15 protein-coding genes are annotated in these 16924 nt (G+C 70.0%); 7 read left to right on the forward strand and 8 right to left on the reverse strand.

Annotated features, from left to right (window positions below; all coding sequences use genetic code 11):
• Nucleotides 1–8: 8 nt before the first annotated feature.
• Nucleotides 9–1007 carry a metal ABC transporter substrate-binding protein gene (locus tag R2D22_RS25120; RefSeq protein ID WP_318106931.1) on the reverse strand — a complete coding sequence of 333 codons (999 nt, stop codon included), beginning with the start codon at nt 1005–1007 and terminating at the stop codon, nt 9–11.
• Between the two features lie 194 nt (nt 1008–1201).
• On the opposite strand from R2D22_RS25120, the gene R2D22_RS25125 reads away from it, so the two are divergent.
• A complete protein-coding gene (locus R2D22_RS25125) occupies nt 1202–2584 on the forward strand; it encodes a glycine--tRNA ligase (protein ID WP_318106932.1) in 1383 nt (460 codons plus the stop codon).
• A 67-nt stretch (nt 2585–2651) separates the two neighbouring features.
• Here R2D22_RS25125 and R2D22_RS25130 read toward each other — a convergent pair whose 3' ends face one another.
• The 3 genes from R2D22_RS25130 to R2D22_RS25140 all read right to left on the reverse strand — a co-directional run bounded on the left by R2D22_RS25130 (nt 2652) and on the right by R2D22_RS25140 (nt 5198).
• Nucleotides 2652–3401 (reverse strand): VC0807 family protein, encoded by a 750-nt coding sequence (locus tag R2D22_RS25130; RefSeq protein ID WP_318106933.1) that lies wholly within the window; start codon nt 3399–3401, stop codon nt 2652–2654.
• A 147-nt stretch (nt 3402–3548) separates the two neighbouring features.
• Nucleotides 3549–4136 (reverse strand): TetR/AcrR family transcriptional regulator, encoded by a 588-nt coding sequence (locus R2D22_RS25135; RefSeq protein ID WP_318106934.1) that lies wholly within the window; start codon nt 4134–4136, stop codon nt 3549–3551.
• 39 nt (nt 4137–4175) lie between these two features.
• Entirely contained in the window at nt 4176–5198 is a 1023-nt protein-coding gene (locus R2D22_RS25140) for an aldo/keto reductase (RefSeq protein WP_318106935.1), read from the reverse strand.
• A gap of 213 nt (nt 5199–5411) precedes the next feature.
• Between R2D22_RS25140 and R2D22_RS25145 the strand changes: the two genes are divergently transcribed.
• The 4 genes from R2D22_RS25145 (at nt 5412) to R2D22_RS25160 (ending at nt 11499) form a co-directional block, all read left to right on the forward strand.
• A complete protein-coding gene (locus R2D22_RS25145) occupies nt 5412–5585 on the forward strand; it encodes a DUF6243 family protein (protein ID WP_318106936.1) in 174 nt (57 codons plus the stop codon).
• A gap of 107 nt (nt 5586–5692) precedes the next feature.
• Complete coding sequence (dusB, locus tag R2D22_RS25150) at nt 5693–6829, forward strand: tRNA dihydrouridine synthase DusB (protein ID WP_318106937.1); 1137 nt, start codon at nt 5693–5695, stop codon at nt 6827–6829.
• 392 nt (nt 6830–7221) lie between these two features.
• Entirely contained in the window at nt 7222–9933 is a 2712-nt protein-coding gene (gene ppdK, locus R2D22_RS25155; RefSeq protein WP_318106938.1) for a pyruvate, phosphate dikinase, read from the forward strand.
• Nucleotides 9934–10476: 543 nt separating this feature from the next.
• The gene (locus tag R2D22_RS25160) at nt 10477–11499 is read left to right on the forward strand and encodes an ArsR/SmtB family transcription factor (RefSeq protein ID WP_318106939.1); all 1023 of its coding nucleotides are present in this window, start codon (nt 10477–10479) and stop codon (nt 11497–11499) included.
• On the opposite strand, the gene R2D22_RS25165 is transcribed toward R2D22_RS25160, so the two are convergent.
• Nucleotides 11469–12629: an alkaline phosphatase PhoX gene (locus R2D22_RS25165; RefSeq protein WP_318106940.1), complete on the reverse strand. Its 1161-nt coding sequence runs from the start codon at nt 12627–12629 to the stop codon at nt 11469–11471. The genes R2D22_RS25160 and R2D22_RS25165 overlap by 31 nt on opposite strands.
• A gap of 193 nt (nt 12630–12822) precedes the next feature.
• Between R2D22_RS25165 and R2D22_RS25170 the strand changes: the two genes are divergently transcribed.
• Entirely contained in the window at nt 12823–13896 is a 1074-nt protein-coding gene (locus R2D22_RS25170; RefSeq protein WP_318106941.1) for a hypothetical protein, read from the forward strand.
• A 117-nt stretch (nt 13897–14013) separates the two neighbouring features.
• Complete coding sequence (locus tag R2D22_RS25175) at nt 14014–14424, forward strand: VOC family protein (RefSeq protein WP_318106942.1); 411 nt, start codon at nt 14014–14016, stop codon at nt 14422–14424.
• A gap of 3 nt (nt 14425–14427) precedes the next feature.
• Here R2D22_RS25175 and R2D22_RS25180 read toward each other — a convergent pair whose 3' ends face one another.
• From R2D22_RS25180 to R2D22_RS25190, 3 genes are all read right to left on the reverse strand, one after another.
• Nucleotides 14428–15369 (reverse strand): oxidoreductase, encoded by a 942-nt coding sequence (locus R2D22_RS25180; protein WP_318106943.1) that lies wholly within the window; start codon nt 15367–15369, stop codon nt 14428–14430.
• Nucleotides 15370–15450: 81 nt separating this feature from the next.
• A complete protein-coding gene (locus tag R2D22_RS25185) occupies nt 15451–16212 on the reverse strand; it encodes an SDR family NAD(P)-dependent oxidoreductase (RefSeq protein ID WP_318106944.1) in 762 nt (253 codons plus the stop codon).
• 94 nt (nt 16213–16306) lie between these two features.
• Nucleotides 16307–16891, reverse strand: a complete 585-nt coding sequence (locus tag R2D22_RS25190; RefSeq protein ID WP_318106945.1) for a TetR/AcrR family transcriptional regulator — start codon at nt 16889–16891, stop codon at nt 16307–16309.
• Nucleotides 16892–16924: the final 33 nt, after the last annotated feature.

Consider the following 16924-nt stretch of genomic DNA (forward strand, 5'->3'; position numbering starts at 1 on the left):
GACTGCTCTCACTTCGCGCCGAGGGCCGTCTTCAGGGCGGCCAGGTTGGCCTGCATGACCTCGAAGTAGTCATCGCCCTCGGACCGGTCGGTGATTCCCTCCAGCGGGTCCAGGACGTCGGTCTTCAGGCCGGTGTCCTTCGCGAGGGTCTTCGCGGTCCGGTCGCTGGCAAGGGTCTCGAAGAAGACGGTGCTGACCTTCTCCTTCCGCGCCTTGTCCTGGAGTTCCTTGATCCGGGCGGGGCTGGGCTCGGACTCGGGGTCGAGGCCCTTGATGCCCTCCTGGTCCAGGGCGTAGCGCTCGGCGAGGTAGCCGAAGGCGGAGTGGGTGGTGATGAAGGTCCTGGTGGAGGTGTTCTTCAGGCCCTGCGCGAAGGCGGTGTCCAGATCGCCGAGCTGCTTCACCAGGGCGTCGGTGTTCTTCTGGTAGTCGGCCGCGTGGTCCGGGTCGGCCTTCTTCAGGGCCGCGCCGACGCCCTTGGCGACCTCGGCGTACTTCACCGGGTCGAGCCATATGTGCGGGTCGGCGCCGGCCTCGGACCCGTGATCGTGCCCGCCGTGCTCGCCCTCGTGCTCCGCGTGCTCCCCGGCGGACTCGCCGCCGTGGGCGTGGTCCTCGCCGGAGCCGTGCTCCTCCAGCTCGGTGAGGGTGGCGGCGTCGACGGTGTTCTTCACGCCGGTCTGCTCGATCGCCTCGTCGACGGCGGGCTGCACGCCCTTGAGATAGAGGATGACGTCCGCGTCCTCGAGCCGGCCGATCTGCCGCGGCTTGAGCTCCAGGTCGTGCGGCTCGACGCCCGGCTTGGTGAGAGTCTGGACGGAGACGCGGTCGCCGCCGATCCGCTCTGCGAGGAACTGCATCGGATAGAACGACGCCACGACGTCCAGCTTGCCGTCCGACCCCTTGTCGGCCGCGTCGGAGGTGCCGCCGCAGGCGGAGAGCGTGACGAGACCGAGCGCGACGGCTCCGGTGAGGGCGGTGACGGGTATGAGGCGGCGTACGTTCATGACAGTCATTTTCAACAAAGGTGGAAACGATTGTCAACAAAGCAGGTAAGTGACCTGAGCCCCCTACCGATTTGATCCGGGGCCCCGGCCCGCCGGTAACCTGAGGCATTCGCCCGCCCGTCTCCCGACCACCACCCCCCATCGAGGCGCTTCGCGCCGCTATTTCAATCCGTCGACGTAATGAAGAGAGCACCGTGGCCGCCGACAAGATCGACACCATCGTCAGCCTGAGCAAGCGCCGTGGCTTCGTCTACCCCTGCAGTGAGATCTACGGCGGCCAGAAGGCCGCCTGGGACTACGGACCGCTGGGTGTCGAGCTCAAGGAGAACATCAAGCGTCAGTGGTGGCGCTACATGGTCACCTCGCGCGAGGACGTCGTCGGTATCGACTCGTCCGTGATCCTGGCCACCGAGGTCTGGGAGGCCTCCGGCCACGTCGCCACCTTCACGGACCCGCTGACCGAGTGCACCTCCTGCCACAAGCGCTACCGCGCCGACCACCTGGAGGAGGCGTACGAGGAGAAGCACGGCCGCCTCCCCGAGAACGGCCTCGCCGACCTCAACTGCCCCAACTGCGGCAACAAGGGCACCTTCACCGAGCCGAAGCAGTTCTCCGGCCTGCTCTCCACCCACCTCGGCCCGACCCAGGACTCCGGCTCCGTCGCCTACCTGCGTCCCGAGACCGCCCAGGGCATCTTCACCAACTACGCCCAGGTGCAGCTGACCGCGCGCAAGAAGCCCCCGTTCGGCATCGCGCAGATGGGCAAGTCGTTCCGGAACGAGATCACCCCGGGCAACTTCATCTTCCGCACCCGCGAGTTCGAGCAGATGGAGATGGAGTTCTTCGTCAAGCCGGGCGAGGACGAGCAGTGGCACGAGTACTGGATGGAGCAGCGCTGGAACTGGTACACGGGTCTGGGTCTCCGTGAGGAGAACATGCGCTGGTTCGAGCACCCGCAGGAGAAGCTCTCGCACTACTCCAAGCGCACCGCCGACATCGAGTACCGCTTCCAGTTCGGCGGCAGCGAGTGGGGCGAGCTCGAGGGCGTCGCCAACCGCACCGACTACGACCTGAAGGCGCACTCCAAGGCGTCCGGAAACGAACTGCAGTACTTCGACCAGGACGCGCAGGAGCGCTGGACCCCGTACGTCATCGAGCCCGCCGCCGGTGTCGGCCGCACCATGCTGGCCTTCCTGCTCGACGCGTACACCGAGGACGAGGCGCCGAACGCCAAGGGCGTCATGGAGAAGCGCACCGTGATGCGCCTCGACCCGCGCATCGCGCCGGTCAAGGTCGCCGTGCTGCCGCTGTCCCGCAACGCGCAGCTCTCGCCGAAGGCCAAGGGCCTCGCGGCCGACCTGCGGCAGAACTGGAACATCGAGTTCGACGACGCCGGCGCCATCGGCCGCCGCTACCGCCGTCAGGACGAGATCGGCACGCCGTACTGCGTCACCGTCGACTTCGACACCCTCGACGACAACGCGGTGACCGTGCGCGAGCGCGACACCATGAAGCAGGAGCGCGTCTCCCTGGACCAGATCCAGGGCTACCTGGGCAGCCGTCTGCTGGGCTGCTGACGCACCACGCACGCGACGGCGAAGGCCCCCGGTTCCGAGCACGGAACCGGGGGCCTTCGCCATGGGCTCAAGCAGTCGTGGCTTCGGCCCGGGCTGCCGCGGCGGCCTGCGCGGCCTCGGCGGCCGCCTGCCGGCGGGCTCCCTCGGCGGCGCGCCGCTTGCTGAACCAGGCCGTCCACAGCGCCAGCCCGCCGAGCACGCCGTAGATCATGATCGGGCTGACGATCACCATGGTGGAGGTGCTCAGGACGAAGGCGAGCCCGATCCGGACGAGCGCCTCGGCGATGTACGCCACGCCCCACACCACCGTCATCGTGCGCATGGTCGAGCGGAAGCCGTCGAACTGCCACATGCCGTTCCACCAGGCCGTGGACGCGGGCGTTCCGTCGGTGGCGAACTTGCGGCCGAAGTAGAACATCAGCGGCCGGCGCGCGAACAGGGTGACGAGGCAGAGCAGCCCGAACAGCCCGGTCACTCCGGAGTCCTTGATCAGCAGGGCGCGGGGGGAGTGCGTGCCGACCAGCGAGACGACGGCCGTGATCACCAGGAACACCAGCGCGACGATGCCGAACTCGTCCAGCTTGCGCCGCCAGGCGAGGCTGATCACGCTGTCCAGGACCGGCCAGGCGCCACTGACGAGCAGCGCGCTGAAATCGCTCCAGCCGTGCTCCGACAGCTGGTTGTACGTGATGATCGGCGCCACGACGTTGAGGCCGATGGTCAGGACCCAGCCGATCGCGGAGGCCGCGCCGGAGCGGGCGGGCGGCTGCGGCCGGGAGTCGGCGGTCGTCGTGGCGGGTGTGTCCTGCGCGGACAAGGTTCCCCCTGGAGTGCTGGGTGCGGCCAGTGCGGGAAGACGCTAGTCATGTCCAGGACAGGGAACGGGCAACTCCGAGCCAAATGATCACCAAACCGACCGGAGCTGTGCCCTCCGGAACCTGCCCGCGCCTCCGAAGCCCCGCAGTCAGGCGCGCAGCCCGCGCAGCAGCAGCCCGACCAGCGCGTCGAACTCCGCCTCGACGGTGTTCTTGCGCCACTCCTCGGCGTATGCCGGGTCGTGGAAGTGCGCCGTCGCGCTGAACAGCGCACGGGCGGTGGCGTCGGGCTCGGGAGCGGTGAACTCGCCGCTGCGCACACCGTCCTCGACGATGGCGCGGACCTGGCCGACCAGCACCTCGACGTGCTCCTCGACCACGCCGCTGCTCTCGTCGATCAGCACGCCGTACGTCGCGAACAGCTCGGGGTCGTCCCCGGCCTTGTGCCGCTTGGCCTCGAAGAGCCCCGCGAACCAGGCGTGCAGCCGCTCCGGCGCCGGGCGGCCGGTGGCCGAGGTGAGCTCCGCCAGCGCCGTCTCCGTCCGGGACAGCCAGCGATGCGTCACCGCCTCGCGCAGCGCCGCCTTCGTACGGAAGTGCCGGTACACGCTGCCGTGCGAGACGCCGAGCACCCGGGCGACGTCCACGACCGTGGCCTTCGCGGGGCCGTAGCGGCGCAGCACCTCCTCCGTGGCTTCGAGGATGCGCTCGGCGGTCAGGGTCTCGGTGGCGGCCATGGAATGACAGTACCTGTCAGTGCGCGGCGGCCGGATGCGTCAGTGCTCGCTGTCCAGATGCGCCATCTGCTCCTCGGGGTAGCGCTCGCCGGCCGCGGCCCCGGCCGGTACGGCCTGCTCGATCGCGGCCAGGTCCGCCGCGTCCAGCGTCACGTCCAGCGCGCCGAGGGCCTCCGCCAGCCGGTCCCGGCGGCGGGCGCCGACCAGCGGCACGATGTCCTCGCCGCGGCTGAGCACCCAGGCGATGGCCGTCTGCGCGACGGTGACGCCCTTGGCGTCCGCCACGGCGCGCAGCCGGTCGACCAGGCCGAGATTCCGGTGCAGGTTCTCGCCCTGGAAGCGCGGGCTGAAGCCGCGGAAGTCGCCGGGGGCCAGCTGGAGGTCGCGGGTGAAGTGCCCGCTGATCAGCCCGCGCGACAGCACGCCGTACGCCGTGATGCCTATGCCCAGCTCGCGGGCGGTCGGCAGGATCTTCTCCTCGATGCCGCGCGATATCAGCGAGTACTCGATCTGCAGGTCCGCGATCGGGGCGACGGCGGCGGCCCGGCGCAGGGTGTCCGCACCGACCTCGGAGAGGCCGATGTGCCGGACGTGCCCGGCCTCGACCAGCTCGGCGATGGCGCCGACCGTCTCCTCGATCGGGACCCGCGGGTCGAGCCGGGAGAGCCGGTAGACGTCGATGTGGTCCATGCCCAGGCGCTGGAGGGAGTAAGCCGCGAAGTTCTTCACCGCCGCCGGGCTGCCGTCGATCCCGATGACATCGCCCTCGACGCTGCGCAGGGCGCCGAACTTCACGCTGGTCAGCACCTTCTCGCGGGCCTCCGCCGGCGCGGTGCGCAGGGCCTCGTTGATGAGCAGTTCGTTGTGCCCCATGCCGTAGAAGTCGCCGGTGTCGAGCAGGGTCACGCCGGCGTCGAGCGCCGCGTGGATCGTCGCGATCGACTCGGCGCGGTCGGCCTCGCCGTACCAGGTGGACATGCCCATGCAACCGAGACCGAGAGCGGATACCTGGGGGCCGGTGACGCCCAGCGGACGGGTGGGAAGTGCCTTGATGGTTGCCATGCGACAACTATGGCATGACGGATGACAGATTTCAACATCTGTCATCCGTCATGGCGTGAAGTCGAAATCGGTGTGACGGTCCCCGCCCGGTTGGGTAGCGTCACCGGCATGTACTCGTTCTTCCAGATCTACGAGTGAGAGCGCGGCGGGCCCCGGTGCCCGCCCGACGCCCCGACGATTCCCGGATCACGTCTCACCCCGATGGGAGAACCCATGGCCAAGGGCCGGAACAACCTCCTCGGCGTCGGCGGACAGCGCAAGAAGCTGTCCCGCGCCGAACAGCACGGCGCCGCTCAGGGCCGCAACGCCGACCGCAGGACGGCCGCGGACCAGAAGCAGGAGCTGCTGAAGAAGATGCGCGAGCGCGCGCAGGGCAACGAGTCCTAGCCGCACCCTCGTAGGCGAACGCAAGGGCCCCGGGTCATCACGATGACCCGGGGCCCTCGCGCGTCCGGAGCCGACGGACCGTGCGGCGTATGGGTGACAATGGCTGGATGACCGCGTTCTCTCCCCTCGCCATCGGGCCGCACATCGTGCAGCCCCCGGTGGTGCTCGCCCCGATGGCCGGCATCACCAATGCCCCCTTCCGCACCCTCTGCCGCGAGTTCTCCGGCGGCAAGGGGCTCTTCGTGAGCGAGATGATCACGACGCGGGCGCTGGTCGAGCGCAACGAGAAGACCATGCAGCTGATCCACTTCGACGAGACCGAGAAGCCGCGGTCGATCCAGCTGTACGGCGTCGACCCGATCACCGTCGGCAAGGCGGTGCGGATGATCGTCGACGAGGACCTCGCCGACCACATCGACCTGAACTTCGGCTGCCCCGTCCCGAAGGTGACCCGCAAGGGCGGCGGCTCCGCGCTCCCGTTCAAGCGGCCGCTGCTGCGCGCGATCCTCAACGAGGCCGTCGGCAACGCCGGCGACCTGCCGGTCACGATGAAGATGCGCAAGGGCATCGACGACGACCACATCACGTACCTGGACGCGGGCCGGATCGCGGTCGAGGAGGGAGTCACCGCCATCGCGCTGCACGGCCGTACGGCGGCGCAGCACTACGGCGGCACCGCCGACTGGGACGCCATCGCCCGGCTCAAGGAGCACGTCCCGGAGATCCCGGTGCTCGGCAACGGCGACATCTGGTCCGCCGACGACGCACTGCGGATGATGCGCGAGACCGGCTGCGACGGCGTCGTGGTGGGCCGCGGCTGCCTGGGCCGGCCGTGGCTCTTCGGAGACCTGGTGGCGGGCTTCGAGGGGACCGGCGACTACGCGACGCCGGGGCTGCGGACGGTGGCCGACGTGATGGTGCGGCATGCGACGCTGCTCGGCGAGTGGATCGGCGACGAGACACGGGGTGTCATCGACTTCCGCAAGCACGTCGCCTGGTACCTCAAGGGCTTCGCGGTCGGCTCCGAGATGCGTAAGAGGCTGGCGATCACCTCATCTCTGGACGAACTGCGCGCTCAGTTGAGCGAGCTCGACCTGGACCAGTCGTGGCCCGCGGGCGCGGACGGCCCGCGCGGCCGCACGTCGGGCAACAACCGCGTCGTCCTGCCCGAAGGCTGGCTCAAGGACCCTTACGACTGCGCTGCGATCAGCGCCGACGCAGAACTCGACACCTCGGGCGGCTGAGCGGTCCGGAAGGCGTCGGAGCCCGTCCGGATCGTGGGAATCGAGCCGTTCTGGCGGCGTGATTCTCGCCACCCCTGATCAGGCTTGCGCTCAGATGAGCATGTTTCGAGGGGTCCACTTCTCGAAAGGGGTGGCACTCAGTGCCACCCCTTTGTGTTCAAGTGTTGAACGCAACTGGTCGATTCCGCGCTCACATGAGCGAGAATCTTCACTACTGGGTCAAGCGGCCTTCGACGTCTGAAGATGTCGGCTACTCCTCGGAAACATTGGATCTGCTGGCGGACGGGTGGTTAAGGCCGCATGACGGGTAGGCGTACATACCCAGACGCCTTCGATCTGGGTATGTTCCTCGCCGTCAGGGCAGCCACCGAGTCCTCGAGGAGTCGAGACCCGTGTCGGAAAACAAAGATCAGAAGTTCGTGTACGACTTCACCGAGGGCAACAGGGACCTGAAGGACCTGCTCGGTGGCAAGGGCGCGAACCTGGCCGAGATGACCAACCTCGGCCTCCCGGTTCCTCCCGGCTTCACGATCACCACCGAGGCCTGCAAGGTCTACCTCGAGTCCGGCTCCGAGCCGGTCGAGCTCCGCGACGAGGTCAGCGCGCACCTCGACGCCCTCGAGAAGCAGATGGGCAAGAAGCTCGGCCAGGCCGACAACCCGCTGCTCGTCTCGGTGCGTTCCGGCGCCAAGTTCTCCATGCCCGGCATGATGGACACGGTCCTCAACATCGGCCTGTCCGACGAGTCCGTCGCCGGTCTGGCCGCCCAGGCCGACAACGAGCGGTTCGCCTGGGACTCGTACCGCCGCCTGATCCAGATGTTCGGCAAGACCGTCCTCGACGTCGACGGCGAGCTCTTCGAGGACGCCCTCGACGAGGCCAAGGCCGCGAAGAAGGTCGCCAGCGACACCGATCTGGACGCCGCCGACCTGAAGAAGGTCGTCGAGCACTTCAAGAAGATCGTCAAGACCGCGACGGGCCGGGACTTCCCGCAGGACCCGCGCGAGCAGATGGATCTCGCCATCGAGGCGGTCTTCAACTCCTGGAACACCGACCGCGCGAAGCTGTACCGCCGCCAGGAGCGCATCCCGGGCGATCTGGGCACCGCGGTCAACGTCTGCTCCATGGTCTTCGGCAACCTCGGCCCGGACTCCGGCACCGGCGTCGCGTTCACCCGCGACCCCGCCTCCGGCCACGCCGGCGTCTACGGCGACTACCTGCAGAACGCGCAGGGCGAGGACGTCGTCGCCGGTATCCGCAACACCGTGCCGCTCGCCGAGCTCGAGTCGATCGACAAGAAGTCGTACGACCAGCTCATGGAGATCATGACGACGCTGGAGACCCACTACAAGGATCTCTGCGACATCGAGTTCACCATCGAGCGCGGCCAGCTCTGGATGCTCCAGACCCGCGTCGGCAAGCGCACCGCCGGTGCCGCCTTCCGCATCGCCACCCAGCTCGTGGACCAGGGCCTGATCGACGAGGCCGAGGCGCTGCAGCGCGTCACCGGCGCGCAGCTGGCCCAGCTGATGTTCCCGAAGTTCGACGAGACCGCGAAGGTCGAGCAGATCGGCCGCGGCATCGCCGCCTCCCCGGGCGCGGCGGTCGGCAAGGCCGTCTTCGACTCCTACACGGCCGTCAAGTGGTCGCGCTCCGGCGAGAAGGTCATCCTGATCCGCCGCGAGACCAACCCGGACGACCTGGACGGCATGATCGCCGCCGAGGGCATCCTGACCTCGCGCGGCGGCAAGACCTCGCACGCCGCCGTCGTCGCCCGCGGCATGGGCAAGACCTGTGTCTGCGGCGCCGAGGAGCTCGAGGTCGACACCAAGCGCCGCCGGATGACCACCGCCTCCGGCGTGGTGATCGAGGAGGGCGACGTCGTCTCCATCGACGGCTCCACCGGCAAGGTGTACGTCGGCGAGGTGCCCGTCGTGCCGTCCCCGGTCGTCGAGTACTTCGAGGGCCGCATGCACGCCGGCGCCGACGACGCCGACGAGCTGGTCCAGGCCGTGCACCGGATCATGGCGTACGCGGACCGAGTACGCCGGCTGCGCGTACGGGCCAACGCCGACAACGCCGAGGACGCCTCGCGCGCCCGCCGCTTCGGCGCCCAGGGCATCGGCCTGTGCCGCACCGAGCACATGTTCCTCGGTGAGCGCCGCGAGATGGTCGAGAAGCTGATCCTCGCCGACACCGACGAGGAGCGCGAGGAGGCCCTGAAGGCCCTCCTGCCGCTGCAGAAGAAGGACTTCGTCGAGCTCTTCGAGGCCATGGACGGCCTGCCCGTCACGGTCCGGCTGCTCGACCCGCCGCTGCACGAGTTCCTTCCCGACATCACCGAGCTGTCGGTGCGTGTCGCGCTCGCCGAGGCCCGCAAGGAGCCGCACGAGAACGAGCTGCGCCTGCTCCAGGCCGTGCACCGGCTGCACGAGCAGAACCCGATGCTGGGTCTGCGCGGTGTCCGTCTCGGTCTGGTCATCCCCGGCCTGTTCACCATGCAGGTCCGGGCGATCGCCGAGGCCGCGGCCGAGCGCATCGACGCCAAGGGCGACCCGCGCGCCGAGATCATGATCCCGCTCGTCGGCACCGTCCAGGAGCTGGAGATCGTCCGCGAGGACGCCGAGAAGGTCATCGCCGAGGTCTCGGCGAAGACCGGCGTCGAGCTGAAGCTCGCGCTCGGCACCATGATCGAGCTGCCGCGCGCCGCCGTGACCGCCGGTCAGATCGCCGAGGCCGCCGAGTTCTTCTCCTTCGGCACCAACGACCTCACCCAGACGGTGTGGGGCTTCTCCCGGGACGACGTGGAGGCGAGCTTCTTCACCGCGTACCTGGAGAAGGGCATCTTCGGCGTCAGCCCCTTCGAGACCATCGACAAGGACGGCGTCGGCGCGCTGGTCCGCAGCGCCGTCGAGGCCGGCCGGGCCACCCGCCCGGACATCAAGCTCGGCGTCTGCGGCGAGCACGGCGGCGACCCGGAGTCGGTGCACTTCTTCCACGAGGTCGGCCTCGACTACGTCTCCTGCTCGCCGTTCCGGATCCCGGTGGCGCGCCTCGAGGCGGGCCGCGCGGCGGCCGGATCGGCCGGCAGCGACAGCCGCTGATCAGCCATTCAGTAACGAAGACCCCGGAGCCGTCGCTCGTCCCCGACCCTCAAACCGATGGGCGACGGCTCCGGTCAGCAGAAGAGACGGGGCGGACACCTTGTGCGGAGGTGTCCGCCCCGTCGTTTTTTGTCCCGTTGCGGAAATGTCGGCTCGTGTTCGTTCACGGCCGGTTGAAATTGGACCTGTTGAACTCCGGAGCAATGCCGGTGTCACGGTCGGCTTGATGGGTTTCCGCCATTCGTCCCGCAAAGGGAGGGTGGGGCGCGGCCTCCGGATCCCCACCCGGAGGCCGCGCCCATTACCCGTGCCGGGCAAGTGAGCCGCAACCCTCGCGTACCGCCGCCGGACGCGCGAAGCCCCCCACGGTCTTCGCCGCGCCACCTCGGTCCTGAAGGTTTCCTGCCCGACACGCACAGCTTTTCGTTTCCGGCCGGTCCGCCGCGATGCGTTTCAACTGTGGCTTAAACACCCTGGTAACATCCTGTGATGGTGTGCATACTCGTCGCGGGGGGCGATTGCGAGTGCACAGGGGTGGGTTCAGTGCTGCGTATTCATTTCACCGGGGAAGATCTGGCCGGGGTGCGGATGGCCGCCCGGCCGGACGTTCTGTGGGAAACGATTCTCAGCTTTCACCGGTTAAGGGACCGGCGCGGCTCGACGGTCTACCGGGAATGGCGTTCGGAAACCCGGAAGCGGTTGAACAGTGAAACACGACTCCTGGCCGCACTGGTACCCGGACGCGGCTATTTTCCCGACTTCCTGACGCCGGCGGAGGGCGTCCTGGGCCTCGACGAGGGCCTCCAGGCACTCCGCGACACGCCCTCCGGCAGGCTCCGCTCCGAGCTGCGGCTGCTCGGCAGCACCCGCGCCGGCCGGACCGACGGCTCCCTGCCCGGCGCGCTCGCCGCGCTCGCCGAGGGCCGCGGCGAGGCGCGCGGCCGGCTCGCCGACGCCCTGCGCGGTTACCACCGGGCCGCCATCGCGCCGTACTGGTCGCAGGTGCAGGCCCGCGTCGACGCCGACCGGGCGATCCGCGGCCGGGCCGTCCTGGACGGCGGGGCGGACGAACTGCTCGCCTCGCTGCCGCCGATGCTGCGCTGGCGGGCACCGGTCCTGGAGGCCGACTACCCGGTCGACCGAGACATCCACCTGGAGGGGCGCGGACTGCTGCTCCAGCCCTCGTACTTCTGCCGGGGCAACGCGGTCGTGCTGCGCGACCCGCTGCTGCCACCGGTGCTCGTCTACCCGGTCACCCACTGCGAGTCGCCGACCGTGCGCGAGCCGGGCGGGCCGTCCCTCGCGCGGCTGGTCGGCCAGACCCGCTCCGAGGTGCTGCGGGCCGTCGGCGACGGCAGCACCACGAGCGAACTGGCCCGCCGGACGGGGGTGTCCCTCGCCTCGGCGAGCCAGCACGCGGGCGTGCTCCGCGAGGCCGGCCTGGTCGCGACGCTCCGGCACGGCAACGCGGTCCTGCACACGCTGACCCCGCTCGGCGCCGCCCTGCTCGGCGACGCCGTACGGGGCGCGGTCTGTTACGCGCGGAACGGGCCGGTCACCTCGTAGGTGATGCCGCCCGAGGAGCTGCCGGTGGTGCCGCGCTGGCTGGAGAAGTAGAGCCGGGTGCCGTCGGGGGAGAAGGCCGGTCCGGTGATCTCGGAGCTGGACTGGCCGGTGATCCGCAGGAACGGGGCGACGACGTCGTCCGGCGTGATGATGCAGATCTCCATGTTGCCGCCGTCCTCGGCGATGAACAGGTCGCCGGAGGACGAGCCGGTGACGTTGTCCACGCCGGTGAGCGGGGCGCCGCCGCCGACCACGAGCGAGTCGTCGTAGGCGAGTTCGTAGGTGCTGTTGGCGAGGTTCAGCTGCCACAGGCGGTTGTCGCCCTTGGTGGTGAACCAGACGGTGTCGTTGGCGTAGTGGCAGCCCTCGCCGCCGTTGAACTTCTTCGAGCCGGAGACCTGGCTGCGGGTGGCCGTCGGGGAGCCGTCCGGGTCCGGCACGTTCTGCCAGGTGAAGGAGCCGGAGGTGCCGGTGCCGGCGACCATCACCTGCAGGGTGCCGGAGGACAGGTTGCCCCAGGTGGTGGGGATGAAGCGGTAGAAGCAGCCGCTGGTCTCGTCCTCGGTCAGGTAGATCACCTTGCGGACCGGGTCGGCGGCCGCGGCCTCGTGCTTGAACTTGCCCATGGCGTCGCGTCGGACGGCCGCGTTCACGCCGTACGGGTCGGTCTCGTAGACGTAACCGAGGCTGACCTCCTCGCAGGACAGCCAGGTGTTCCACGGCGTCCTGCCGCCCGCGCAGTTCTGCCGGGTGTTGGACAGGATGCGGTACGCGCCGGTGACCGAACCCGACGAGTTGAACTTCACCGCGCTCGCGCCGCCGGAGGGGTTGATCTCCGAGTTGGACACGTAGATCCAGCCCGTGCCGTCGGCGAAGCAGGCGCCGCCGTCGGGGGCGTTGTGCCAGGTGTACGAGGTGCCGCCGACCGTCTGGCCGGAACGGGCGATGACCCGGCTGCTGAATCCGCCGGGCAGCTGGATGCCGTTGGCGTCGGCCGAGCCGAGGGCCCCGTAGGGGCCGGGGCCGGGCTGGGCGGGAGCCGCGTAGGCGGCCCCGCGCATCAGGGTGCCGCCGAAGGCGGCCGCCGACGTGCCGATGACCGCTCCGCGCAGGAAACTGCGTCGCTCCACGTCTCACTCCAGAGGGGGTGGTGGTGACCCGCCCCGCCACCCGGTCGGACGGCGGGGGTCGCGCGCTTCCGGAACCTAGGAGTACGGAGTTGACGGTGCCGCAACGAGCGATGAAGCGGAAGCGTCGGGTCGCGGTCGGGGCAGGACGCGGCCTGAGCGGGGCGCTGTCGGCGGCGGCCGCTACGGTCGGCACATGTCGATCCCTGTACAACTGCGCGACTCCGTACGGCTCCTGGGCGCGGGCGGACTGCTGAACGGCTTCGCCTTCGAGAGCCGGGCGGGCGGCGCCCGTCGCGCCCTGCTGAAGAACGGAACCGAGCTGGAGGTCTTCGACCTGGACGAGCTCTTCACCGGGGAGCGGGCGCCTTCGGTCGTCTTCCCCATGCCCTGGCCCGGATGGGACTGGGGCGTCCACTCGGTGAGTCCGGACGGCACGTTCGCGGTGTTCTCGGGCCAGCGCGAGGTACGGGCCGTGGCTGCGGACGGCCGGACGCTCTGGCAGTACCGGCACGGCTGCTGGGACCAGGAGATCGGGCACCTGCACACGGGCGACGAGCAGCAGGTCTGCCGGGGCAGCGAGCACGGCTCCTGTCGGGTGTCCGACGACGGCCGCCTCGTGTGGGCGCACGTCGTCGACCCGGAGACCGAGTACGACGAGCTGTGGGTCGTGCTCGACGCGCGGGACGGCCGTGAGCTGGCCCGGCTGCCGCTGGACAGCGTGACGTCGGGCTCGCACCACCTCTCGCACCCCGACGGCGTCCACATGGCCCTCGACATCGGCATGGGCCAGGACGGCATCCTGCTGTACTGGGGCCGCTGGGACGGGGAGAAGCTGACGACCTGGGACCTCAACGAGACGATGGACCGCATCCTGATGGACGTCCATCAGGAGCACGCCGGCTTCCTGACGGTGGAGCACTACGGGCAGGACATGACCCTGCACGCGCTGGACGGTGCGGTCCTCGCCGAGGGGGAACCGCCCGAGGCGGAGGAGGACGAGGACCCGACCTGCTGGGACTGGAGCTGCGGATTCGTCGACGCCGACACCGTCATCGGCTCCACCACCGAGTACGACGACGAGGGCGGCGACCCCCGGCACTGGCTCCTCGACGCCCGCACCCTGGAGATACGCGGCCTGCTGGCCTATCCGGACGGCCCGGTGGACGGATTCGCCCGGCCCCTCGGCGACGGCACCTGGCTCACCTACGACGAGAGCACGAGCACGCTCCACCGCTGGAGTCTCGCCGCTCCGCCGGCCGCCTCGTGAGGCGGGGCGGACCGGATTCCCGGAAGATTTTTCCGGGAGGCCGATGAGTTCCGCCAGGCACCGCCGTCTACCCCTTCGACAGCGTGACACCGAGCGAGAAGCGAGAGAGACACTGCCATGACTCAGATGATCTTCGTCAACCTGCCGGTCAAGGACCTCGACGCGTCGAAGGCCTTCTGGAACAAGGTCGGCTACTCCTTCAACCCGCAGTTCACCGACGAGACCGCCGCCGCCATGGTCATCAGCGACACGATCGTCGCGATGCTGCTGACCGAGGCGAAGTTCAAGGAGTTCACCAAGCCCGGCAAGGAGATCGCCGACGCGTCGAAGACCAGCGAGGTGCTGATCGCGCTGAGCGCCGAGAGCCGCGCGAAGGTCGACGAGTTCGTCGACGGTGCGATGGCCGCCGGTGCCACGGACGCGAAGGAGCCGATGGACTACGGCACGATGTACGGCCGCTCCTTCACCGACCTGGACGGCCACCACTGGGAGGTCATGTGGATGGACCCGGCCGTCGTCCAGGGCTGAGGCTCAGCTTCCGGGGAACTCGTACGTCACGCCGGTGAGCTGCTCCGATGCCACCCAGAGCCGCTCCCCGGCGACGTCGTCCAGAGTCCACCGGGCGCGCCACGACCGGGCCGGCGCGCCCCGCCACATCAGGAACGAGGGCCCGGTGAACGAGTCCGGCCGCACCCCGGCCGCCGTCGCCGCGTACAGCGTCGGCAGCGCCCCGGCCTCGGCCGGCTGGGCGATGATCCGGTTGCCGAGCTCCATGAGCCGCTCGGCGCCCCGCCGCCCCTCCAGCCGCGCGCTCGCCGACTGCAGGTTCGTCGCCGCGTAGCCCGGATGGGCCGCCGCCGCGACCAGCTCCGCGCCCGCGGCCCCGAGCCGGCGCGCCAGCTCGTGCACGAAGAGCAGGTTGGCGGTCTTGGAGCGGCCGTAGGCGATCCAGCGCCGGTACTTCCGCTCGCTGTTCAGGTCGCCCATGTCGAGATCGCTCAGCGCGTGGAACCCGCTGGAGACCGAGACCACCCGGGCGCCGGGAGCGGCGAGGAGCCGGGGGAGCAGCAGGCCGGTGAGGGCGAAGTGCCCGAGGTGGTTCACGCCGAACTGCGTCTCGAAGCCGTCCGCGGTCCGGCCGTACGGCAGCGCCATCACGCCCGCGTTGTTGACCAGCAGGTCGAGCCGTTCGTACGGCAGCGCCGCGGCGAACTCCCGGACGGAGCCGAGGTCCGCGAGGTCCAGCGGACGGAACTCGGCCGTCGCGTCCGGGACTTCGGCCAGCAGGCGCTCCACGGCCCGGCTGCCGCGGCTCTCGCTGCGGCAGGCGAGCACCACCCGTGCCCCGCGGCGGGCGAGTTCGCGCGCCGTCACCAGGCCGATGCCGCTGTTGGCGCCGGTGACGACGGCGGTGCGCCCGCGCTGGTCGGGGATGCTGCGTATGCCCCAGGCTCCGGAGCCGGTCGTGGCCATGCGGACCTCCTCGTTCTTACTTCCGAGTAGGGAAAGGTCCGCACAGCCTACGACCGCCGGGCGGCGACTGGACGGGGCGGGTCAGGCGGCGACCCCGCCGTCGATCACCAGGTCGGTGCCGACCGCCGCGCCGGCGTCGTCCGAGGCCAGGTAGAGCACCGCCGCCGCGACCTCGTGGGCCGCGGTGACCCGGCCGAGCGGCGAGGCGCCCTTCATCCGGAGCTCCCGGTCGGCCTCGGTCTCGCCCGGCAGCAGCGACATCGCCGACTCCGCCGCGCCCGGGCTGACCGCGTTGATCCGGATGCCCTCGCCGATGTGGTCGAGTGCGGCGGCGCGGGTCAGCGCGGAGACGGCGGCCTTCGACACCGAGTAGCCGGCCAGCCCGGGGAAACGGCGGTGCGGGCCGAGGTTGGAGGAGATGTTGACGATGGCCCCGCCGCCGTGGCCGCGCATGTGGGCGATCTCGGCCTGGAGGGAGTTCAGGACGCCCGTGACGTTGGTGTCGAGCAGCTCCTGCCAGGCGTCCAGGGGGAAGGCGCCGGTGCTCGCACCGCCGCGGAAGATGCCGGCGTTGTTGACGGCCACGTCCAGGCCGCCGAAGGTCTCGACAGTGCGCCGGACCAGTTCCTTGGTGTCCTCGGCGCGGGCCACGTCGGCAGTGACGGCGGCGGCGGTGCCGCCGGCCGCCTCGATCAGGCCGACCGTCTCCGTCAGGGTCGCGGCGGTGCGCCCGGAGACCACGACCCGGGCGCCCTCGGCGGCGAAGGCGAGCGCGGTGGCGCGGCCGAGGCCGCTGCCGGCGCCGGTGACGAGGACGGTGCGGCCGGTGAAGCGTGCGGACATGAGTGACGACTCCTCTGAATTCTTGACCGTGCGTTCCAATATGAGGGCCGAAGAAAAGGCGCCGCGAGGCGCCCTTCTCTCCAGTGAAAAGCAATCAGTCCAGCAGTGTCAGGGCCTGCTCCGCCGCGTCGCGCACCCGGGCCGGGTCGCTCGACGCCTTGCCCACCACGCGGATGCCCTGCAGCATCACGCCCAGCATCCGGGCCAGCGCCTGCGGATCGCGGTCGGCGGGCAGCTCGCCCCGGGCGCGGGCCCGTACGAGAGCCGCGTACAGCAGCGTCTCGAGCTGCTCCCAGTTCCGCTCGACCCGCCGCGCGACCACCTCGTCGTGCGGGCCCAGTTCGGCCGCCGAGTTGGTGATGAAGCAGCCGGTCAGCCGGACCTCGTCCGACCCCGCCTCGGCGGCGAACCGCCGCACCACCTGCCGTACCGCGTCGAGCCCGCTCTCCGGCTCGGCGAGCTCGGCGGTCAGGGCCGGCGTGTTGGCCCGGGTGTAGCGGTCCAGCGCCTTCAGGTACAGCTCGTGCTTGTTGCCGAAGGTCGCGTAGATGCTGGCGCGGCCGATCCCGAGGTGCTCGACGAGGTCCGACATCGTCGTCGCCTCGTAGCCGCGCCGCCAGAACAGTTCGAGCGCTGCCTGGAGCGCGGCGTCCGGATCGAATTCCTTGGTCCTGGCCACGTGTTCAAACCTACGACCATCTGGAACGCTCGG

The sequence above is a fragment of the Streptomyces sp. HUAS YS2 genome (genome assembly GCF_033343995.1).
GTDB classification, from domain to species: Bacteria; Actinomycetota; Actinomycetes; order Streptomycetales; family Streptomycetaceae; genus Streptomyces; species Streptomyces solicathayae.